21 protein-coding genes and 1 riboswitch are annotated in these 21,355 nt (G+C 55.7%); of the genes, 12 read left to right on the top strand and 9 right to left on the bottom strand.

What is annotated here, in order from left to right; genetic code table 11:
* Positions 1–81: 81 nt before the first annotated feature.
* A complete protein-coding gene (locus tag IIA05_11735) occupies positions 82–795 on the top strand; it encodes a hypothetical protein (protein MCH9027765.1) in 714 nt (237 codons plus the stop codon).
* A gap of 206 nt (positions 796–1,001) precedes the next feature.
* Here the strand turns inward: IIA05_11735 and IIA05_11730 are convergent, their stop codons facing one another.
* Entirely contained in the window at positions 1,002–2,153 is a 1,152-nt protein-coding gene (locus IIA05_11730; protein MCH9027764.1) for a glycosyltransferase family 4 protein, read from the bottom strand.
* Positions 2,154–2,348: 195 nt separating this feature from the next.
* Between IIA05_11730 and IIA05_11725 the strand changes: the two genes are divergently transcribed.
* The 5 genes from IIA05_11725 to sixA all read left to right on the top strand — a co-directional run bounded on the left by IIA05_11725 (position 2,349) and on the right by sixA (position 5,156).
* Positions 2,349–2,543 (top strand): type II toxin-antitoxin system VapB family antitoxin, encoded by a 195-nt coding sequence (locus IIA05_11725; protein MCH9027763.1) that lies wholly within the window; start codon positions 2,349–2,351, stop codon positions 2,541–2,543.
* Positions 2,540–2,932 carry a PIN domain nuclease gene (locus tag IIA05_11720; GenBank protein ID MCH9027762.1) on the top strand — a complete coding sequence of 131 codons (393 nt, stop codon included), beginning with the start codon at positions 2,540–2,542 and terminating at the stop codon, positions 2,930–2,932. The genes IIA05_11725 and IIA05_11720 overlap by 4 nt, the downstream gene beginning before the upstream one ends.
* Positions 2,933–3,076: 144 nt before the next feature.
* Positions 3,077–4,324, top strand: coding sequence for an NAD(P)/FAD-dependent oxidoreductase (locus IIA05_11715; protein MCH9027761.1), 1,248 nt, complete (start codon positions 3,077–3,079; stop codon positions 4,322–4,324).
* 71 nt (positions 4,325–4,395) lie between these two features.
* Entirely contained in the window at positions 4,396–4,650 is a 255-nt protein-coding gene (locus IIA05_11710; protein ID MCH9027760.1) for a translation elongation factor-like protein, read from the top strand.
* Between the two features lie 14 nt (positions 4,651–4,664).
* Positions 4,665–5,156, top strand: a complete 492-nt coding sequence (sixA, locus tag IIA05_11705) for a phosphohistidine phosphatase SixA (GenBank protein MCH9027759.1) — start codon at positions 4,665–4,667, stop codon at positions 5,154–5,156.
* Between the two features lie 276 nt (positions 5,157–5,432).
* On the opposite strand, the gene IIA05_11700 is transcribed toward sixA, so the two are convergent.
* Positions 5,433–5,921 (bottom strand): group 1 truncated hemoglobin, encoded by a 489-nt coding sequence (locus IIA05_11700; protein MCH9027758.1) that lies wholly within the window; start codon positions 5,919–5,921, stop codon positions 5,433–5,435.
* A gap of 487 nt (positions 5,922–6,408) precedes the next feature.
* Positions 6,409–6,648: a DUF4242 domain-containing protein gene (locus tag IIA05_11695; protein ID MCH9027757.1), complete on the bottom strand. Its 240-nt coding sequence runs from the start codon at positions 6,646–6,648 to the stop codon at positions 6,409–6,411.
* Positions 6,649–6,831: 183 nt separating this feature from the next.
* Here IIA05_11695 and IIA05_11690 point away from each other — a divergent pair, with 183 nt between their 5' ends.
* Complete coding sequence (locus tag IIA05_11690) at positions 6,832–7,119, top strand: hypothetical protein (protein MCH9027756.1); 288 nt, start codon at positions 6,832–6,834, stop codon at positions 7,117–7,119.
* A 239-nt stretch (positions 7,120–7,358) separates the two neighbouring features.
* Entirely contained in the window at positions 7,359–7,931 is a 573-nt protein-coding gene (locus tag IIA05_11685) for a hypothetical protein (GenBank protein ID MCH9027755.1), read from the top strand.
* Positions 7,932–8,263: 332 nt separating this feature from the next.
* Here IIA05_11685 and IIA05_11680 read toward each other — a convergent pair whose 3' ends face one another.
* Complete coding sequence (locus IIA05_11680; protein ID MCH9027754.1) at positions 8,264–9,028, bottom strand: hypothetical protein; 765 nt, start codon at positions 9,026–9,028, stop codon at positions 8,264–8,266.
* Between the two features lie 399 nt (positions 9,029–9,427).
* Here IIA05_11680 and IIA05_11675 point away from each other — a divergent pair, with 399 nt between their 5' ends.
* Positions 9,428–9,643: a hypothetical protein gene (locus IIA05_11675; GenBank protein ID MCH9027753.1), complete on the top strand. Its 216-nt coding sequence runs from the start codon at positions 9,428–9,430 to the stop codon at positions 9,641–9,643.
* Positions 9,644–10,533: 890 nt separating this feature from the next.
* Here IIA05_11675 and IIA05_11670 read toward each other — a convergent pair.
* The 3 genes from IIA05_11670 to IIA05_11660 all read right to left on the bottom strand — a co-directional run bounded on the left by IIA05_11670 (position 10,534) and on the right by IIA05_11660 (position 17,772).
* A complete protein-coding gene (locus IIA05_11670) occupies positions 10,534–13,509 on the bottom strand; it encodes a PD40 domain-containing protein (GenBank protein MCH9027752.1) in 2,976 nt (991 codons plus the stop codon).
* A gap of 255 nt (positions 13,510–13,764) precedes the next feature.
* Positions 13,765–14,721, bottom strand: a complete 957-nt coding sequence (locus tag IIA05_11665; GenBank protein MCH9027751.1) for a hypothetical protein — start codon at positions 14,719–14,721, stop codon at positions 13,765–13,767.
* A gap of 31 nt (positions 14,722–14,752) precedes the next feature.
* Positions 14,753–14,865, bottom strand: a riboswitch (cyclic di-GMP riboswitch).
* A 570-nt stretch (positions 14,866–15,435) separates the two neighbouring features.
* The gene (locus tag IIA05_11660) at positions 15,436–17,772 is read right to left on the bottom strand and encodes a S8 family serine peptidase (GenBank protein MCH9027750.1); all 2,337 of its coding nucleotides are present in this window, start codon (positions 17,770–17,772) and stop codon (positions 15,436–15,438) included.
* Positions 17,773–18,292: 520 nt separating this feature from the next.
* Between IIA05_11660 and IIA05_11655 the strand changes: the two genes are divergently transcribed.
* Both IIA05_11655 and IIA05_11650 read left to right on the top strand, forming a co-directional pair.
* Positions 18,293–19,144, top strand: a complete 852-nt coding sequence (locus IIA05_11655) for a hypothetical protein (GenBank protein ID MCH9027749.1) — start codon at positions 18,293–18,295, stop codon at positions 19,142–19,144.
* 90 nt (positions 19,145–19,234) lie between these two features.
* Positions 19,235–19,681: a GIY-YIG nuclease family protein gene (locus IIA05_11650; protein ID MCH9027748.1), complete on the top strand. Its 447-nt coding sequence runs from the start codon at positions 19,235–19,237 to the stop codon at positions 19,679–19,681.
* A gap of 245 nt (positions 19,682–19,926) precedes the next feature.
* On the opposite strand, the gene IIA05_11645 is transcribed toward IIA05_11650, so the two are convergent.
* The gene (locus IIA05_11645) at positions 19,927–20,337 is read right to left on the bottom strand and encodes a hypothetical protein (protein ID MCH9027747.1); all 411 of its coding nucleotides are present in this window, start codon (positions 20,335–20,337) and stop codon (positions 19,927–19,929) included.
* A 28-nt stretch (positions 20,338–20,365) separates the two neighbouring features.
* Positions 20,366–20,977: a hypothetical protein gene (locus IIA05_11640; GenBank protein MCH9027746.1), complete on the bottom strand. Its 612-nt coding sequence runs from the start codon at positions 20,975–20,977 to the stop codon at positions 20,366–20,368.
* On the opposite strand from IIA05_11640, the gene IIA05_11635 reads away from it, so the two are divergent.
* The coding region (locus IIA05_11635) for a TolC family protein (protein MCH9027745.1) at positions 20,945–21,355 on the top strand (411 nt) is incomplete at its 3' end. The genes IIA05_11640 and IIA05_11635 overlap by 33 nt on opposite strands.

Genomic DNA, 21,355 nt, shown 5'->3' with positions numbered 1-21,355 from the left:
AATGGCCGGACAGCGCTTCGATGATCCGCAATGGATACCAAGGCGCCTCCGGCCTTTCCGGCTTAGGATGGAGTGACCCAAATGATTTCGGGTTCCAAAAATCACCTGGCGCCTAAATATTTGTACGTCATAGCGGCGCTTTGCATCGGCCTGGTGCCAATCAACCAGTTCCAGGCTCAAACCAACAGATCGGCGGTTGACGTGACTACGCATTCGTCGTTCAACGCCAACCGGGGCGCTTCCGATGAAACCCAGGCCGCTTCCGGCGTCGAAGTCGCCCCGCGGCGAAACCAGAGTCAATGGTTGCCGGAAGCCACGGAGCTCGGGAACAGGAAAATCGCCCGGTTCTGGGTTTCGCCGGATCAACAATTGATTCTTTACGCCGGCAGCCGGGATGGCGCGTACCGCATTTGTCCCCGGGTGAGCGGCGCTGCACGCCAGCCCTTCTGCCGCCGGTTCGAGAGCCGCCTGGTCGGTGCCTGTGGCACTGGCAACGAAATCATCATCGTGCTGGCCAGTGGCGATATACACCGCGTCAATTATGCGCTCGTAAACGCCGCTGGCACCTTTGAACCCGCGTATAACCACTCAGACACGCTGCAACTGACGGCGGCCTTGCTGCCCGAACCGGATTGCTTGTCTGTTGACGGAACATTGCCGAATATTTTCGCCATCAACGTGACGGGCGAACTGATGCAGTTCGACAACGAGGCGTGGCGGGTGGTGGATGTCGCGCTGTCCAAAGAATGGGGGGCTCACCTCAGAAGAAACAAATGCGGCCTGGCGTTGTTTTGAAGACTGTGGATGTCCTTGTTGTTTCCGCTCGTTGTTTGCGAGACTGTGGATGTCCTCGTTTTTTTTATGTTTTGAAGACTGTGGATGTCCTCGTTTTTTGTGTCGTTTTTTCCGTCGAAAATAGCTTCTGAATAGGTAACTTATAGAAACTTCCTAATGTTATTTCTAGGAGATGTTTCCGCGGAAATATTTCTGGTCATTCCGTTTCACGAAGAACTTATTTGAACCAGCCACTCCTTCAGCCTGCGCCCCAGCTTGAGCCATGAGAAGTTCTCCTCCGCCCTCCTCCGGCCTTTTCGTGCCATCGCTGCAAGCCGCTCCGGGTCGCTCAGCAAGTCGCGGATCGCGCGGCCCAATGCCCTGGGATCCCGCTTGGTGAGAATGCCCGTCTGCCGCGTGACGATCGCGGCGACTCCGCCTCCTTCATAAGCCACCGCTGGCGTTCCCGCTGCCAGACCTTCGGCGTAGATGATGCCGAAATGCTCTTTTTTCTCCGGCGCCGCGGTCAGGATCGACGCAGCATTGATCAGCGCGGCCTTGTCCTCGGCGGATACGAACCCCAGGACTTTCCCCCGGCCGTTCAAGTCAATCTCGATCTGCTGGCGCATATCGCCGTCGCCGATAAAAACCGTCGGCGCGATGTCGGCGTATTCGACGGTCGCTGCAACGACGTTCTGCGGCCCCTTCGATGCGGTCAATGCGCCCGGACAAATCACGTACTTTTCAGGGAGTGCATACTTGCCCGCAATCACCGCGCCCTGGTCAGGATGGAACTCGTCGAGGTCGACACCGCACGGGAGCACCAGGAAACGATCCACGGGAAGATCGATGAGCTCACGGACCAGTCGGTCGCGGACGTATTCGGTCGTCACCAGGATTCCGTCTGCGCCCTCGATTGCCTGTTGGATCATCGACCACAGTCGATCGTCGTACATCCCTTGGTGCCGCGGTTCGATCCCGGTGCCATGGAGAAAGAGCGCGTATGGTTTGCCGGCACGAGTAGCTATATTCGCCGTGGCGATTGCGCTGATGCTGGCATGGTGTCCGAGGACGATATCCACCTCGTCGATGATCGACGCCAGGGCGCGCTCATAGTCCGCCAGGTATGACATGGCGCGCGCATACGGCATCAAGGCGACCTGTTCCTGATCGCGGCCTGCCGATGGCAGGTGTTCGTGGACGGGAGTGATCGCCGTGTGAAGTTCGATGTCCTGGTTGAGCGCACCCGGCGCACCTTCTCCGATACGCGGATGCATGAAGAAAACACGGCATTCGTTCGCGGCGAGATAACGGGCCTGCCGGCGCGCCACTTCGCCGCTGCCGCGGCCGGAGTTCAACAGAAGAATCGCGATTCGCATCCGGTTTCTTTGATCGCCTTTCGTGTGGGCATGGAGCTGCCGACACTCATAGTCGCATATTCAACCACCATCCGAAGGCCTCCCTCCCAGAGATTATCGCAGGAAGGCATGATAATGCGGGGTCGTCCTTGAAAGCATAAGCCCAATATGCTTAAATGTGTATATTATCCAAAGTTATACACATTGGTAACTGGCATGCGAACAAATATTGTAATAGACGATGAGCTCATGGAAAAAGCCCTTAAACTCTCGCAAACGAAAACCAAGCGTGAAGTAGTTGAACTTGGCCTTAAAGCCTTGATTAAGCTTAAAAAACAAGAAAGCATTAAGCAATTTAAAGGCAAACTGAAATGGCAAGGCGACCTCAAGGGAATGAGAACCCATAGATGATATTCGTGGATTCCAGCGTTTGGATTGATTATTTTAATGGCAAAACTTCCCCCGAAGTCGACAGACTCGACTCCTTGCTAGGAACCGAGCCAATTTCTACGGGTGACCTGATCCTGGCCGAGGTTCTCCAAGGTTTCAGAAGTGACAAAGACTATAAGACTGCCAAAAAACTTCTTGGCTCATTAACTATTTTTAATGTGCTGGATACCAATATTGCAATTAAAAGCGCTGATAATTTCAGGCTGTTAAGGAAAAAAGGCATTACTGTCAGAAAAACAGTCGATACAATAATTGCTACCTTTTGTATTCAGAACAAACTTGCGCTTCTGCACGCAGATAAGGATTTTCGACCTTTCCATAAACACTTGCGATTGAAGAATGCCTTGTAGCGCCGTACCGTTTATCCTTGCCACAAGACGCAAAGGAACCTTGTCTTTTTTTTCGCGGCTGCCAGAGGGCCTTCAGGCCCGACCGGGTTTGCAACCAAGCCCGATGCACGCACTGATCCCGGCTATTTTCGATATACTGCACTGATGCCACGCATTGTGATCCTGGGCGCCGGGTTTGGCGGGCTATTTGCTGCCAAGAGGCTGGCGGGTGTTGCGGCTGACGTCACGGTCGTCGACCGGCATAACTATCACTTGTTTCAGCCTTTGTTGTATCAGGTTGCCACAGCCGGCCTGCCGCCGTCAGACATTGCCTGGCCCATTCGCTCCATCTTGAGCCGCCAGAAAAATACATCGGTGCTGCTGGCTGAGGTGATGGACATCGATGTCGCCCGGCATGAGGTCATCCTGGAGCATGAATCCGTGGCCTTCGACTATCTTATCGTCGCGACCGGTTCCACCCACTCCTATTTCGGCCACGAGGACTGGGAAACCTTAGCGCCCGGCCTGAAAAGCATCGACGATGCGACCCATATTCGCCGGCGCATCCTCACTGCTTTCGAACAGGCGGAGATGACCGACGACGACGCGGCAAGAGAGCGCTTGCTGCGCTTCGTCATCGTCGGCGGCGGGCCAACCGGTGTCGAGCTCGCCGGCACCATCGCCGAACTCGCGCATCATACGCTGGCCGCTGACTTCCGGCGCATCGATCCGCGCAGCGCTACGATCATCCTGGTCGAAGCCGGTCCACGCCTGCTCCCCTATCTGCGCGTATCCTTGTCCGACTACGCCCACCAGTCATTGGCAAGGCTCGGCGTCGAAGTTCGTCTGGGTACACCGGTGACGCATTGCGATGGCGAAGGCGTGACGATCGGTGGCGACAGGATCGCCGCAGCAACCATTATCTGGGCGGCCGGCGTGGCTGCGTCACCGGTCGGTCGATGGCTGGACGCGGAATCCGACCAGGTCGGCAGGGTGATCGTCCGCGCCGACCTGTCGATAAAAAGCGATCCCGATATCTTTGTCATCGACGATGCCGTATTGGTGAAGAACGATCGGGGAGAACCGGTTCCCGGCATCGCACCGGCCGCCAAGCAGCAGGGCCGATTCGTGGCGGACCTTATTGCCAGAAGAATCGCCGGCAAACCGTCCGCGCAGACATTTCGTTACCGTCATGCCGGCCATCTCGCCACGATCGGACGCAGATCGGCGGTCATCGAGTTTTCACGCTACCAGATGACCGGCCGGCTCGCCTGGTGGATATGGGGCATCGCCCACATTTATTTTCTGGTCGGTGTGCCCAGTCCCCTGGTGGTTTCCATCCGCTGGCTTTGGGAGTACATCACTTATGGTCGCGGCGCGCGCTTGATTACGGGCGCGGAGCATGCCGATTGAGTAATTACGCAAGACCCAGGGTCTATACTTAGAATGTGGCAAAGCTTGCGGCGTACGTTGAAGAGAATGATATGACTGAGACAAGAATCGGCAAGGTGACCCACTACTACAGCCACTTGCATGTGGCAGGTGTGACGATCACGGGCAGCGAACTGCATAAAGGCGACACCATTCACGTCAAGGGCCACACCTCAGACTTCGAGCAGAAAGTCGAATCGATGGAGATCGACCACGAGGCGGTGGCAGTCGCCAGGCCGGGCGACCAGATCGGGCTCGTGGTGATCGAGCACGCCAGGGAACACGATACCGTCTACATGGTGACCTGAGCCGAGGGATACCGATGCGACTTTATATCGTTCAGCACGGCGATTCTGTGCCGAAAGACGTCGATCCTGACCGCCCTTTGAGCGATCGGGGTCGAGTCGATATTCAGCGACTGGCAGAGTGGCTCTCGAGCCAAAACGTCCAGATCGCACAAATTCTTCACAGCAGCAAGACCCGGGCAAAAGAGACGGCGGAAATACTCCGGCCATTGCTTAAATCCCGCAGCCAGATTTATGAGGGCCAGGGTCTGGCGCCCAACGACTCGCCCGAGGCTTTTCTTCATCGGTTGAGAGACCCCAAGAAGGACGCGCTCGTGGTCGGCCACATGCCGTTTGTGGCGCGTACCGTCTCACAGGCACTCACAGGCGCGCCCGATCGGCAACTGGTGGAGTTTGTCCCGGGAAGTGTCGCGGGCATTGAACGCAGCGAAGGCGTTTCGTGGCATCTTTTTATGTTCGCTCGCCCCGAGTTTTTGCATAGGGGAGGAAAATCGCAAGCTGTCAAATAGAACACCGAATAAGGACATCCACAGACTATAAGAACCTACCTGCGATCACGCTTATCCGGTTGCCGGAGGAGCGCTGCTGCCTGTTACCGATAACCAATATCGACAGCTGACCATTCACGGGCTCCATCACGCGATCCAAAAGCCTGTCGATGACAGTGTTGGCGGCCTATTGTCCTTCGTGAAGACCGTGGATGTCCTCGTTGCTCTAACTCGTTGCTAGCTACTCGTTGCTAATTCGTGAAGACTGTGGATGTCCTCGTTGCTGTGTCCTCGTTGCTAACCGGAAACGACTATATCTGCCTTCGTCGAACCCACGATGTCGAGAAGTTCCTGAGTCTCCGTCGCCGGGACGAGATGTTTGGCCAGTACCTCTTCGAAGATGGTAACCATGCGATCCCATTCCTGCTCGGTGATGTTCAGATGCCCATGAGCCTCCTTCATCTCACGGCCGTGGTACTTACAGGGCCCGCCAGTGGCCTGACAGACAAGGGCAGTCACGTGGTACTTCAGATAGGGTGCCGGCACGCTCTTCCTCGCAGCATCGATCGCAGGATTCGCATTGAGCATCTCATCCGGCACTAGGGCGTCGATAAAATCGCTGACTACAACCGAAATTGGCGCCAGCCCACCCAGCCGGTCGTATAGTGATTCTTGCTCCTGCTCTTGCTGTGCAGTTGATTGCTGCGTCGCTACGGAATCGCTCGCCGAGTTGCCGTTTGAACCACCATTACAAGCAACCAAGCACACGATGCCAATCAAACACATCAAATATCGCATGTTTTTTCTCCATCTGTATAAGTTGCAACACGGCGATCTTGGGGTCCTTCGGGGAGCCATCCACGGCTTCTCGGAGGAATCGAGCACCCGTGCCCGTCCGTCGCCTCATTTCGGAGGGTTTCGCCTTGTCATTCGTTTCGAATGGAGTTTAGTACAAGATCGATGATTTTGCCGAAAAGTTAACCTGGCTGGCCTATATGCTCAATCTGGAGTGTCTGTTTCTAGGCGCCAGCAGACTCATAGACGCAGCCTAAACCTCCCCACCTGATGTTCGCATTGGAGCCAAATTGGATGCTGGGGTAATTGACGCATATCGCGCAGTTAAACCACAGCACCAGCACAAAGGTTCTACCCCGATGTCGCAATAGACCTGAACAATCTGGCGGCATCCGTATCGGCGACACACGGATCGGTGCCGACATCGCAAGCCTCGGCGAGGTCGCTTAGGCCATCACCATCCTCATCCCCACTGCCGTTACCCGCGGGTCGACGTCACTTCGTGGATATAGTCACACTTGATGCCGGCCTTTGCATGATGCTTGTCGATCGCTTCGGCGTTCGGGGCGTCCAGCACGCAATAGATCATGTTTTCCTTCTCGCTGAACAGGATGTCGTGGTGCGTGACGCCGAACTCGTCCGGCGGCGCGTTCTGCAACTTCTTCAGCTCGTCCGCCGTGAACGGCGTCATGGGATGAGCATCGATGAACTTCGGCACGGTTGTCACCTCCCCCCGCCTTTCGGCGGATTTGCCGTTGTCGTTGTTCTCTCTTAAGCGTAGTAGAAGATTGAGAGTTTTGCCGGGGGGTTAACATGACGAATGATTATTTCGAGCGGTGGCAATGTCTGCTTTGTGATATGGCTAGAATGTTACCTTGAGAAATGCTTCGGGACACGAATGATGAACATCAACTTGGGCCGAGCTCCTACCCTAATGACCGCCCTTGGATTACTCCTGATGACCGTTGGAGCGGTGCAATCTCAGGATCAAAATGCCGACTACACTGAGCCATATCAACAGCATGCGCTGCAGATTTATCGGACGTCTATCGCCTATCGCACCACCGCATCCCACGGTGAAGTTCCGGCTTTCGCTAACTATATAGCCAATCAATTCCGTGCCGGCAACTTTGGCGCCGCCGTATTCACTTCAGCGAGCGCATTGCCTGATCGTTGCAGTTCACCGTGAATCCTGGATTCAGCAAATAACCTAATGTATCGTCGCACACACATTTAGCCTGTTTGTGTACCTGTGTGATGATTCCACTCGCTACGCCCGTTGTCCGACCGAATCGGGACCGGTTCTTCATTACTCTGTCGGCGCTGATGTTGCTTATAGTACTCGTAGGCTTCACGCGGACTTTTTTTCTGCATCGGCTCTTCGGAGAGCCCGCTCTGCCTGCTCATCTCTATGCGCACGGAGTAATTTTGACGACCTGGTTCTGCTTAGCATTCGCACAGACCTGCTTGATCGCGACGGGACGGACGGCAATTCATCGGCGCATGGGCGTCGCCGGACTTTTCGTTGCGATTGCGGTCGTCACGGTCAACTTGGTGACACTCGGGATGCGTGATGCACCATTTATCGATGATGAGCCAGGACGCGCTTTCGCCAATCTGAACACTGTGATTGGATTTGCGATATTAATTACCTCCGGAGTCCTGATGCGGCGACGGCCTGCGACCCATAAGCGGCTCATGATTTTCGCCTCTTTGCAAATCATATTGCCGGCGATAGACCGGATCGGACGCATTCCGCCAATTTATAATTTCTCAGAATCCTTCTTGGCAGGTTCTGAAATGCCACCTCAGGTCGCTTTCGCGGTAGTCGGTGGCCTCATCCTGATGCTGACAGTAGTGGCACATGATCTTTATGCAGAAAGACGCATTAAGCTGGCAACACTTTGGGGCGTGCTATCGGTATTGATTTTGGCACCAATAATTAGCACTACTCTCATTTCGACGGGTATCTGGCCAGCATTCGTGCGCCTCTTTATTTAGCGTCGATATCCAGAGACAGAGTCCTCCTAATAGTTTCCGGAATACACGGGGCGGTTCATATCGCTGGCGTGGGTTAGATATGCGCCGCGTTAGAGCACGCCAAGATGCAGAAAAGCAGTTGGCTAATGACAGCATCGAGCTTGCCGCGGCGGCTTGATATATTGGGGTCGATAGACAGCTTTCCCCAAAAGCGGCCGTTCAGTTGGCTCGTTAATCGCTAATCTGACAGGCGGCAAACGGCCAAAAGCGGTCTTTGGAAGTGCCCGAAGTCACGAGATTGTTCGATCTGAATAAGCGACTCTCAAAGTGCGGGAGGGGAACCAGCGTGCAGTCTAGCGTTGCTGACGTCGCCGTTTGAGTGCCGCTGAAATCAGCTGAATAAGCAAATAGCCGAGGGCAATAACTGCCATTAGAGAGCCAATGATAGCGGCAATTTCTATAAAGAGCCTAAGGAGTGGGCCGTTACGGTAACTACGAAAGCTCATAGGAATCACAAATACCAATACGCCAACTGCCAGGGTGATGACTGCTGGTGCAACGCCTTGTCTTTTCGGACCCGCGATTTGTTCGACTGACTTACGTAATCCTTTAATGGCCAGCGCGACCGCCAGCACGACCCCGGGGATCATCAATGCCATTCCCGCAATTAGCGGAAGACCGGCGAAAAATGCAAATCCTTGATTGGCATCGGCTATTTGCAGTGTAAGAACTGTCAACGGAGCACCAATACCGAAGGCAATTGCTGCAGCTACGCTGGTACCTGCCGTCAGGACGTTCCTCGACGTTTTGAATGTCGAGCTTTCTTCGTCCTCATATTCGGAAGGGCTGCCAAATAGAGGAGCAATCCACAGGAATACCAAGAAAGCCAGCCATGACACGGCGAACGTCGCGAGCAACCAAAGCGCACGTTCAGACAGCTTGACGCGGCTATCCCGAAGAATGAAGAACGCCGGTAGAACATATCCAAACAAGATTATTACGGGCGTGCTTATCGCGTTCCAAATCCTCCACAACCCGTCCAGAAAGGAAATCGCTTCTTGCATTTGCTGCTTAATATCGTCGTCTGCTGTCGGTATACCTTCATCATCTATACTCAAGGCACCCGAGATTTCGATGTCGTCGCCGACCTCAATTGCTTGCGAATCGCCGCCGACCTTTGCAACCTCTGGACGCGAAGGCTGAGTATCCGGTGTCTCGGTTTTGCTTAGTTAATTCACTTCTACCGTTTCTTCCACAGCGGTGGCTTCATCCGATGCCTGTACATCGAATCCGGATAGTAGTGTTGCAAGTAGTATTGCTGGGGCGAGCAGCAGTGGATTTTTCATTGTTGCTTCCGTGCTTATTGTCGATGTCCGCTTTGGGTCAGTAGCAGTCTGTCCCTATCGTATCACCTGACCGGCCGCTTTCAAGCGTGAAGCCGCCATTCCGAAATCCTATTACTTGTTTTCTATCCAGAATCAAGGTATCGATCGATCACCTCTAACAGGAGGTATGACATGAAAATCAAAATTCTGGAAACACCCGAGTACAAGAAAGGCAGCGCCCGCGCCAAGTGGTTCACCGCTATCAAGCGCTATAACGGCAAGGACGTTGACGACTTTGTTGCGGCCACGGCCAAGCGCCCCCCAGTACTGACGAAGTCAGGGGAGCCGGAACCGCCAGCCGGTTGGCTGCGCTACTTTGTGAGGGAGGAAGTGATAGAATTGACCTAACAGGGGAGCCGCTCGACCAAGGGCAAAACAGGGGTAGGCAAAGGTATTGCCTACCCCTTCTTAATGCGTCGAGTGGCAATCGAGGGGGCAGATTTAGCCGCAAGATTGCTTACAAATACAAATTGGGCATATCCGCTTTCGGCCAGAAGCGGACATTACAACGTGATTTAGACTGGCGGCCGGCGGGGTGACTTGTTAGGTGTCTTTCCAGTCAGATGAATCGATTTCAACTCGATGTTAGCAACAGATTAATAACGCCTATTGGTTCCATAACCACCAGCCTGGAAAGGCCTTTCACCCACTTTTTTGGAATTGCGAATACTAATGCAAAAGTTGCAAAGATAAACGGTCCCGCGTTTCGGATCATCGAATTCGGTTACAGGATTGTGTTCTATGCCGCAACAATTGCAAATCTTGCAAACATTTAGCTTGGTTCCGGTTTTCAAGTCGAATTTGAACCCGCCGCCAATATTGTGCTGTTCTTTCCTATGCTTTTTCCACTCGTTGTCGCTAAAGGCCACATAGCCTTTGCAGTAATGACAAGTTTTTGGAAAATTGTTCACTAATTTACCTTAATTGCGCGGCCAATAACCTTCTCGACTAGGCCACGTAACTGAAGAAGGCCTCCAACTTCTTTAATGATAGCCGCATACAGCTTGCTATCGTGTCCTGGTTGGAAATAGCCGCCTCTTGTCATTCCACCACAGCCGCAGCCACAGGGTTTTTCTCCTTAGTTTTCTCATAGCGTTCGCTCCAGTGAAGGGTAAATGGAGGCCTAAGTATACTGAAATGGAGCCATCCATAGACTAGCAAGAGTCCGCTTTCGGCCAGGAGCGGACATAACAAGCTCAGCCTAAACGTGACGGCCAGTGATCGCCTGAACGTTCCCTTTAATTCCGGTCCGGCCGCATCGCCTCGGGGTCAAACATCCACCCACCTTTGATCACCCGCCAGATGCTTTGGGTGTTCTTGATGTCTTCGAGGGGATTCTTATCCAGCAAAACGAGGTCGGCCAGTTTGCCGGGCTCGAGCGTACCAAGCTCGTCCTCCGCGCCCACCGCTTCAGCCGCCTCCTGGGTGGCCATTCGCAGCACATCAAGCGGCGGGATGCCGGCCTCGACAAGAAACTCTAGCTCCCAGTGAAGCGGGGCCCCGTAGAAACATCCCCAATCGCTCCCCGCGTGGAGCTTCACGCCGCGGTTATGCGCCGCGCGAACCCCCGCGAGTTCCCCGTCCCATGTATCGCGGCGCAACTGCAAGGCCCCGTTGTCCGAAAACGTTGCCGATTGAGCAGAAAAACACGCCTCGGAAACAAATGCGCGAAACTTTGGGTCCTTGAGCCGCTCCGGCTCATCCTTTACCAACTGGATCACTCCTCCTTTTACACCTAGCGTAGGATTCCACCTGGTCCCCGCCGCAGCGAGCATCTGGAGGATGTCGTCAGATGCCTCCGAGTAGTGTTCCAGTACAGCGAACCCCAGAATCACACTTCGTACCACTTCTTCCGCGCTGGTGCCGTGGCCCGCAACAGGCAACCCTACCCGTTGGGCTTCTTCGGCGATCGTCCGCTGCAGGGGCCAAGAAAGCGAGGGGTACACCTTTATGAAGTCCGCGCCCCACGCCTTAGCCCGATGCACGTAGGTTTTGGCGTTATCTCCGTCCTCGATGAGTACGTCCACGTCGCCCAACACCGGGGGCAGCCCCTCGAAAAAGGCGCCCGAAACCAAGCGCGGCACCGCGTCACGGGGCTCCTCACCGCGATCGCTCAAGGCGCTCACCCAAGTATGCCAGGCCCCGGGCACGCGCACCGACGTGATGCCATATGCGAGAAACGCCTCCGCATAAGTCACATAGCGATGAGAAACGTGTGCGTGCATGTCGAACAGCCCCGGGATAGCGAAGCGGCCCCTGGCATCGACTATCGACACTTCCCGTGGAAGCTCGTAATTCGCCTCGGTGCCAATCCAGCGGATGCGCCCTTGATCGATCAACAGAGCGGCCTCGGGACCGAAGCGGCCGGTGTCGAAGTCGAGCACCCGCAGCCGCCGCAGCAACACAGGAGGTGCCGTCGCTCGCGGCAGTTCGAGCCGGATGGCGATCTCCTTTCGTCCACCATCCGTAAGCGGATGGCGCCACACTCGGTGGCCCACAGCATATACAAGGGCCGTCCCGTCCGGGGTGAAGGCAAACGTATCGCCTCCTTCGGGGCTGAGTTGGCGAACTTCTTCCTCGCGCACCAAATCATGCCCGAGGGTCGCCACCCAAATCTCGGTGTTGCGCCGGAACGCCAGCCACTTGCCGGTGGGCGAGACCAGCCCATCGCTCAAATGCCGCTCCAAATTGGTGACCGGCTGAGGCTCTGCTTTTTCCGCGAGCGGTCTGCGGTAGAGCGTTCCATTGGCCGAGGAGTAGAGCCAGCGAGCGTCACCGGATATGTGCGGCCGCGGTGACCACCTGCCAGCCGAAGCGAGCGTCTCCTCGCTTCCATCACTGGCGCGTGCCGCCACCACCTGATAGCCCGAGATCGATCTCTGGACAAAGAGCACTTGCTGGCCGTCTGGACTCCAACTTAGACCCAAATAGCTGAGCCCGGCCGCCAACGTGCGCGTTTGCCTGCTCGCAAAGTCAAACACCCGGACTTCCTGCTTTCCGTATTGGTCGCGGACGAAGGCAAGTTGCCCACCGTCCGGCGAAAAAACGGGCTCCCACTCTAGGGCACTGCCCTCGAAAAGCCTTCTTGCTAATCCTCCATCCAGGGGCTGTTGCCAGATGTAGCCCGCTGCGACGAAAACCAGCCTGCGGCCGTCCGGCGACAGCCGCGGGCTCAAGATGCTGCGCGGTCGTTGCGAGGTTCGCGGATCGAGCGCCAACTTCGACGGAGTGGTCGGCTCTTGTACCTGCAGTGTTACCCGTGCGTCGAAGGGGATCGGCTCCCTGGTGCCGTCGGAGAGTGAAACCTTCCACAGCCGCCCGGCTTCGCCCACATAAAGCGTTCGGTTGTTCCGATCAACAGCGAAGCCAGGGCTCCGCGGAGCGAGGCCCGATCGACTTGACACGTCCGCCACCGGCTGCTCGTCACCGTCAGGGAGCGGAATGAACAGAAGCCCCTGCGACCCCGGGACGAAATAACTTTGCGCACAGTGGCAGTACAGTCCATTTCCTTTCGGACTCGCGACAACTCGATCCGAGTAACACCCTAGCACTCGGAGCGTACGAACCGTGCCCTCGGCACTCATCAGTTCAATTCGAGTCGTCAAACGCGGAGAACTCTTCTCGCGTTCGATTAACGTCCAGGCTACGCGGCCATCCGGTAGGTGGACGACTGAACGAAAGAGGCGCTGCGGCGGGCTAAGGGTTTCTAACTCCCGCGTCGCCAGATGCACTCGGCGTACCGCAGCCGGCATCGAATGCCAGGTTTCGGCCCTGAATGCCTCGCGGACGAAGCTCAGGTAGACAATCGCCTGGCCGTCAGGGGACCAAGACGGCCGGCCGGCCCAGGGTTCGTGTGTCAACTGGCTGATTTGTCCCGTCGCCACGTCCAGCAGGAATACATTGCCTTCGCTGCCATCCCGGTCGGAGACGAACGCCACGCGGTTGCCGTCGGGCGAGAACACTGGGTCAGTGTCGTAGTAGGGCCCGAAGGTGAGTTGTTCGGCCTCGCCGCCTTCAACCGGCAACCGGAACAGGTGGCCGAGCATGGTGAAAATCAACCACTCACCATCAGGAGAGACCGCGACATCAGGCGCCGTGACCTCGCTGGTCTCGAACTCGATGATGCGCAAGTCGTCGTCTTGGGCGGCGGAAGTATTCGGCAGCACCAATGTCACAAGGACGAGTGCGAACCAGATGGGGCGCGAGTGGAGCATGGTGGCCTCCCCCTAAATTTCCGATTCTTACAGTCTAATTGCCCGCACGCACGATGCCCGCTTTGGGTCGTTAGCGGCCCTTCGTGGCAATATTAGCTGAATGTCCGCTTCCGAGGGTAAAGCGGACGTTCGATTTGAGCAAAAGCCGATTTTTGACAGTCCGCTTTCGGCCAAAAGCGGACATTAGATAGAAAAACCCCGCCACACGGGCGGGGCTCCGGTCACCGGCGTAGATGAGATGGTTCGGGCTCAGAGTTACTTTTTCTTGTCCTTCTCCGACTTTACTTGATCAAAGCCGGTACACGAGAAAACACCAGTACCGCTAGGAGAGCCCGAGACACTCGACTCGTCATCAAGGCAGGTCACCGTACCATCGAAGGTGACGGTTCCAAAGCCTGCAGGAACTTCAAAGACCAAGGCGGAATCCCGGCCGATCGTGAGGTTACCGGACACGCTGACATCGCCCCCTTGGAATGGGTCTCCGAAGCTGACCACACTGTGTAGATCGCCGACCACATCACCCGTGATGACGCCTCGCCGAATCTCTGCCAAAGAGCCGCGTTCGACGCGGAGCGCGAAGGGCGCCCCGTTGATCTGAGTAGTACTATCGTCACGCATGATAAAATTCGAATCACTGGCTATAACTACGGCTGCCAGCGAATCTGTGGCTTGAATGGAGTTGCCTGCTCCGAGCCGGAGGAATGAGCTACGAAACACTCGCACGGCTCCCAGACCGACTGGCGCTGTGATCGTAGTATTCCGTAGTTCAGCTCCGGCGTTCCGGAGAAGAAAGAGCGAACCCTCAAGGACAATGTTGTTGATCACACCCACGTAGCTCCCCCGAAACACCAATAGAATGACGTCCGAAGCAGGGGAATTTACCGGTTTGATCATGAAATTCCGCAGCACGACGTTGGTCGCGCCGAAAATGAGGACAGCCCCGTCGATCACAGAGGTTGCACCAGCTCCTGTGCCATCTCCGGTGATTGAGACGTTGTTAATCCCAAAGATATTGAAGCTCGGGCAAATTCCAGTGAACGAAATAAAAATGTGACCCTCGTCTAACGCGGTTTGGATGGAGTCAAAACTGAGGATGGGATCGGACCCGTCGACCGTCGCTACACACGTCCCCTGAGCGGACGCGGGTTGGTATCCCCCAAACCACAAGACTGTACCCAAAAGAATGGATGCTACGAATCGATAAATATTCATGAGGCTCCCCTCCGTTTCGTGGTTGAAACGCTTCGGCGGCTCGGCGGTCTTGAGTCCTTCGAGGAGTCATCCATGGCTTCTCGGAGGAAGCGAGGACCCGTGACTTTCCGTCCCCGTCTTTAGGCGGGTTTGGCTTTGTCGTTGTTATTGTTTAACTATAGTTGAGAATTGGTCAGATCGCCTGATAGTTAACATAATCGGGAGATTTTCGGGCGACCGGGAATGTCCGCTTTGGGTCGTTAGCGGCCCTTCATGGCAATATTAGCTGAATGTCCGCTTCCGGGGGTAAAGCGGACACTAAAATCGCTGCAAAACTCAAATTAGACAGTCCGCTTTCGGCCATAAGCGGACATTAGATCAAGTCTAGGTTAACGGTTGCGTAACGTCTGCTTTCGGCCAGAAGCGGAACTGGTCGCAAGGACATCCACAACTTCTGCCGATAGCGAACTATCGGGTATTTTCGTCAGAAAGTCTGTTGATGTCCTTAGTTACTCGTTTACTGGCCTTTAAAATAAAACCGTGGGTTTTTAAGCATTTCCCCTTCCTCCAGTCGTTCACCCTTTGCGTGTATCACCACAAGTTTTTGGTAATGGGCGCAACCTCGGTCGTACTATCTGAAATCACTGCGACAATCGCTATAGAGAGGCCGCCCAAAATAATCAGGGGCCTTTTTTCGAGGCCCCTGAATTGTCTTCCTTACATGAACGTCGGTTGCTAATCGTTTAACGTCACCGACAAATCAAAAGGATCACGTCCGTTGAATACAGCGAATCCATTTACACAAACAAACCAAAGGCCAGCTTCCGGAGCGCCGATAACCTGACGTTCTGGTGCGTTGAGGGTTGCCCCATCCAGAAAGGTGAAATCAAGGGACGGAAGCGAGGATGGTGATGCAAACAACATATCCAGATCGTTCGTCGGTACCTTGCTCCAATTATGTTTCCATGAGAGATCGATAACAGCTTCGGAGGTCCCTCCAGGAACATTAAACGCAAAGCATCCAAAATCCCCATCGCCGATGGTGCCCGTCGTGCCACCGGCATTACTGGTGTTGAGTCCTTGCGTACGACGGATTGTGATCGTGGCGGTCAGCGTACCGGTGTTATTTGTCCAATCGGGTTCCAGGGTCACCTTCATCAGCCCTGGCTCCATGGGCGCTGGACTGACCACGCCGCCGCCAATCGCGCCGAACTGGTCAACCGTGCCATCACCAATTACCACCGATGCATCGTCAAAGATGTTGGCAGTGTCGAGCAAATAGCCAGTGCCTCCGTGCTTGGCGCTCTTGATGTAGAGCTCCCAGGAATTTGGGATTGCGCCTGGACCGGCTGGAATCGCTCCGGGGACATCGACGATGACCTCGACCTGCTCGGTGTTCTCATCGATCTTGAACACGAAGTCCTGCGTCCGGCCGCGTCCGAGCGTGATGGTCTCCGTATGTTCGTTAGCTACACCCAGCAGAATGTTGGGAATCAACGCGCCGTTCGAGTCATGCCGTGAACCGTCGTTCACATGACCGCTCTGCAGGAACGCCAGAGAATTGGGCACATTCAAAAAGCCCTGACCCTGGGCATCCTCGGACCAATCGCCGTTAACCGAGACGGCTCCGTCCATGAGCGCATTCTTGATAGCCTGCGGACCGATGGATGGATCGTTGTTTTCGGCCCAGGCGTTCAGCAGCGCGGCGGCGCCGGCGATCTGCGGGGCGGAGAAAGACGTTCCGGATGCCCAGCCGAGTCCGTTACCGGGGAACAGCGAGAAGTTGAACACGCCAGTAGCGATGATATCTACGGCGTTACGCCCATCAGCACTGGGTCCACGACTACTAAAATCAGCAACGCGGCGCTCATCGGTTGGGTACATGGCCAATCCCTGCCCGGGACCAAAAATCAAGTCCCAAAAGATGCGCGTGTGCACTGGATCGGTTGCGGCTGCTACTGTCACCGCGCTGTAGGCTGTGCTCGGTCGAGCCACTGAGTTGGGCGTGGGCCCTTCGTTGCCCGATGAGATCACAAAGGTTATGCCCGCGTCGGTGCCGGCATCCACCAGCATCTCCTGAACGGTTCGGCCGTCGAAGAGCGAGGCCCCGCCTAGGCTCATGTTGACCACGTCGATATCCAGGGCACCTGATAGCTTCTGCGTGATTACGTGGTCAATGGCCGCATTGATTCTGGACGATGAAGCCCCGGCACCCGTGTGCGGAAATACCTTAACTGCGTAAATATGCGCCTCGGGAGCAATGCCGAGCAGCGGGATCACCGCAAATCCCCCCCCATCGAAAAAGGCGTTCGGGGGCAAATGCGTCGTGAACAAACCGCCGACGAGCGCATCAAGAATCGCGCAGCCATTACCCGTGGCGATAGTCCCGCCCACAAACGTGCCGTGAAAGTGGTTGCTTGACAAGGTCGATCCCTCGAAGCTCGTACCTTGATCCGTGGAGAAATCAGGTCCTGCCAGTACCCGCCCCGCCAAGCAAATATGCGAAGCATCGGTCCCGGTATCGATGACTGCCACCAGGCTGTCTGCGCCGGCGCCGGTTGCTGCCCACGTGTCCTGAGCTCCGGTGACCTGGCTCAGATAACTGTAATAGTTGTCTGGCAGATCGCCTCCGAGCATTGCGGCTGCCGCGTCCCCGTCCAGGAGCTGCACGTTGTCTGCACGTAGCGCCTGGCGGCGGGTCTGTTCATTTGGCGCTGACGGCGTTGAAGGTTCGACGGTGGTGTCCTTTTTTTCGCGTCGACCACGACCCTTTCCATTCGGCGTTGAAAGTTCGACGATCATGTCCTTTTCTACCGCGTCAACTCCGTTCAATCGCATGAGATCAGCGAACCTGTCGGCTGGAATCTGTGCGGCGATCGCGTCGGCGTTCACGTATTGGATTGTGACCGTCCCCCCAAGGCCCTCAATGCCGGCGACCACCGCATCATACGGTTTTGCCGTTTGCACGATGACGCCAAGCGGTTCAGACGTCGCGCCCGCAATGCTTGACAAGCCGAGACCTACAATCAAGATGAAAATTTGTGGACTTTTCCACGTTCTGATCAAAGTCATTTTGAACCCCCTGGTAAAAATGATGCGCCGCGCCGGTTTGGCTTTTTCGTTGTTAACTATTAAGTGTAGGACAGGGTCGGTCAGTTCGCCGGAGGGTTAACATAATCTGAGCCGATTCGAGCGACAGGAACGTCCGCTTTGGGTCGTTAGCGGCCCTTTAGCATCGTATCAGTCCAATGGCCGCTATTGAGCGTAAAGCGGACATTGGATCCAGTCCATATGTAGTCATGGCCTTTGCCCAACTAAGGCACGGACCGTGTCAAATAGAATATAAGCGATTTGGGTAATAGATACGTGCTCTACTCAGGCACGTGCCGGTGTAGTTCATTGAACGAGTTGCGCATTTTTCTCCGGAGTTTTGCGGGGTGAGGGGGTCCATAGGCCTGGCGTCGCCAACTAAGTGTCGAAAGTTAAGATTCCGTCCCCAAGGAGATTCTTAACAGTCAGGTCAATTGGCGACCACACAGGCGATATTGTGTGGCAGATTACACTCTCAGCATATATCGCTACTGGTTAATCGATGTCCAATTCCAACAAGCCAAACGACTGCCAACCCAAAGATGGGGGAGAGACGCTCGAGCCGGATGTCGAAGACAACGAGTCCGGCGAGACTCTTCGGAACTACAACGAACACGAACGTCCTTTACTTCGGGTACGGGCGCAGAGAGCGCTCAAAGAATTGTCTGAGCGCATAAACCATGAGACTGACGATCGGAAGCTGCGAAAAATAGAATCGGCAGTTGGTCACTTGGAGCGGATCATCGAATGCATGGCTGACGAGCCGCTCCCGGGCATAACAGCAGACGTGCTGGAGACCGAAGATTGGCTGGACTATGACGTTTTTCGATTCCAGTACAGTGTTTCTGGTAGCGCGCCCATCTTGCTAGCCGCTTTTGTAACTCTGGTCGAGAATGGTGTTGCTCCAGGACGCTGGATCCTCGATCCACTAGCAGAAGCCTTCGGCAAGATCCTGGAGGATCAAGATCCGGATCTGGTTGCTTCGAGACTCGGGTTGCAAGCAAAAGGCAGCGGTTCGGCGTCACCGCTTAAGGATTTCGACCGACAAATTGAACGGTCGTTTGTGTACTTTGATATGCGGACTCTGATCGAGGATTTTGGTCTATCAAGTAGAAAAGCCGCTGAGGCTGTCATTGAGAAATTCGACTTAGACCTTTCATCAAAAACGCTGGTCAATAGCTACGAGTCGAGAGCCAAATACCCAGACTTGGTTCGAAAAATTCTAGACAAGTACTCGGACGGGTTGGGCGGTCCTGTCGTTTGGCTTACGGAGGATGGTCGTGACGATTTCTTGAACTCGTTTCCGGCCAGCGCGCACAGGTTTCTCAAGGGAATTCGTCCCGCCAAAACCTGATTTTCGCGGGACGATTTCCACACCACGCACTTCCAGCCACCAAATATAGTGATCTCCATTGGGCGCGAGCCTGCATGATGGAGAAGCGTGATGGAAAATTACATCTATTGCGTTCGCGAGCAAGCAATTCGTGAGAACGAATCGGTGTACTTCAAGATAGGGCACGCGAACGACCTTGATAGGCGAAAAAGCTCGATGCAAACGGCAAACCCACGCCCGCTGCGCTTTGTATTCGTCCTGGGCCCATTCCTGTGTCGAGATGAGGCGGAAGACGTCGAATCCCAGGCTCACAGTCTCCTTTCCAAGTACTGGGTACGCGGTGAGTGGTTTGACGTCAATCCGCTCGCCGTACCAGACTTCTGGGACTGGATCGATGCTCAGATATTGCCGCTTTGCGTGCACGAGAAAAGTGCAATTCCCCAATTTAGGGACCGGAAGCTGCGCGGTCAATGCAGACAATGGCAGCGTCGTCGGCAAAAGTACGGCACCCTTACCCGCTGGAAGGAGCCCGACCAGGGATCGTTAGATCTGAGCTAGGCGCTTGCTTTAGGGAGGTGATGAAGAAACTCTCGAACGGTATGGCGCAAGTAGGTCACGGCCCGCTCAGAATCCTGACGGCACGCGCCATACTCAGACAGTGATTTCGATCTGAGAAACAACCGCTTAGAATCAGGTTGTGAGACATCTGCGGGAGTTTTCCAGCTGCCGTACTCAGGCAGTGGCTTCTTTAGGCAAATCAGTCAATTAAAGTCCAACTCGCGGATATATGCGGGGCGTTTGCGTCAGTGCACTGTGCAGCGTTGTGCACTGTAAGAAATGTCGTGCAACGGGCGCGCGAACAGCGTGTCTTTTGTTACAGCAATTTGCGGTCCGGTGACCGACCTTTGAATCAGATTCTTTCCAGTTTCTTGGACGGTGCACTGGATGCGTATGCCCAGCACAAAACGCACGGCGCTGTGATACCGCCTTTCATCGGCGGCAGTGACTTCCGAATTGTACTTGAGCGTTGAGGCTTGTTTTGAAAACTCAAAGGGCTGCAAGAGCGAAACTGCACCAACTATGGCCGCTTTCCGATAAACTGCTGGGCGATTGGATAGTCTGTCTGGCCGGAAAATGAGCAGAGTTGAGGTCAATCCTGAAATACTACGTTGGGCGCGCGAGAGTGCCAGCCTTGATCTTGCGACAGCCGCCAAGAAGATCAGCCTCGGCAATCTCAAGGATTTAGCTGCGCCGGACAGGCTGAAAGCTATGGAGGCCGGCCAAGACAGCCCCCACGGCGGCGTTGAGCTCGTCGCGCCGGTCCCGCATGGCCTTCTCGTCGTCGGGGTTGCGAACCACGGTCGGATCGGCCAGCACGGCGGTGACGATGACGCCGTCGTCGCCGATGATGAGGTCGTTGCCCGCGCCGCCCTCGATGGTGTCGTTGCCGATGAACAGGTCGTGGTTGTCGGGATCGACGATCTCGTCGATCGCGGGCTTGACCGCGTCGGGATTGCCGGCCAGGGCGTCGGCGATCAGCACGTCGTGCGCCTGGGCGTTCGCCTCGCGGATGACGAAGCTGAAGTCGGTGATCACGTGCACGATGTCGCTGATGAAATCGAGGAACTCGAGCGCCGCCTCGATGCCGCTGCCGGTCCCGGTAGGAATGCTGTCGGTGAACGGCACCAGCAGCAGGCCGCTGTCGCCGATGATGGTGTCGTCGCCGGCGCCGCCCAGGATCGTGTCGTTGCCGACGCGCAGGTCGTGGTCGTGTCGTCGGCCATCAAGGACGACAATCCGGAGATCCAGGCCGCGGCGGAGTTGGCCCGCAGCCGGGCGGAGCGAATCGCCCAAGTCACGGCCCTGCCCGACCCCGTCCTCCTGACCAAGACGCTTCCCGAGCCGACCCGAACGGCCGAGGGTGACAACTTCTTCATTCTGGGCATTCAGCAGAAGTTTCCCGTCCCGGAGAAGCTCGACCGCCGCGGGCGGATCGCGTTACAGGAGACGCGAATCGCCCTCCAGCAGTGGCATGAGAAGCGGCTGCGTGTGATCGCGGACGTGAAGAGGGCGTACTACCAGCTCTACGTGATCGACCACACGATCGAGCTCACCGAGGAGAACCAGTTGGTCCTCAAGCGGCTGCTCGCCGTGGCGCAGGGGCAGGTCGCGGCGGGACGGCCGCAACAGGACGCCTTGCGGGCGCAGGTGGAGCTGTCGACCCTCGACGGC

Source organism: Pseudomonadota bacterium (assembly GCA_022572885.1).
Classification (GTDB): domain Bacteria; phylum Pseudomonadota; class Gammaproteobacteria; order Steroidobacterales; family MnTg04; genus MnTg04.
Note: the sequence above shows the minus strand (reverse complement) of the source record. Positions and strands in the feature narration are given on the sequence as shown.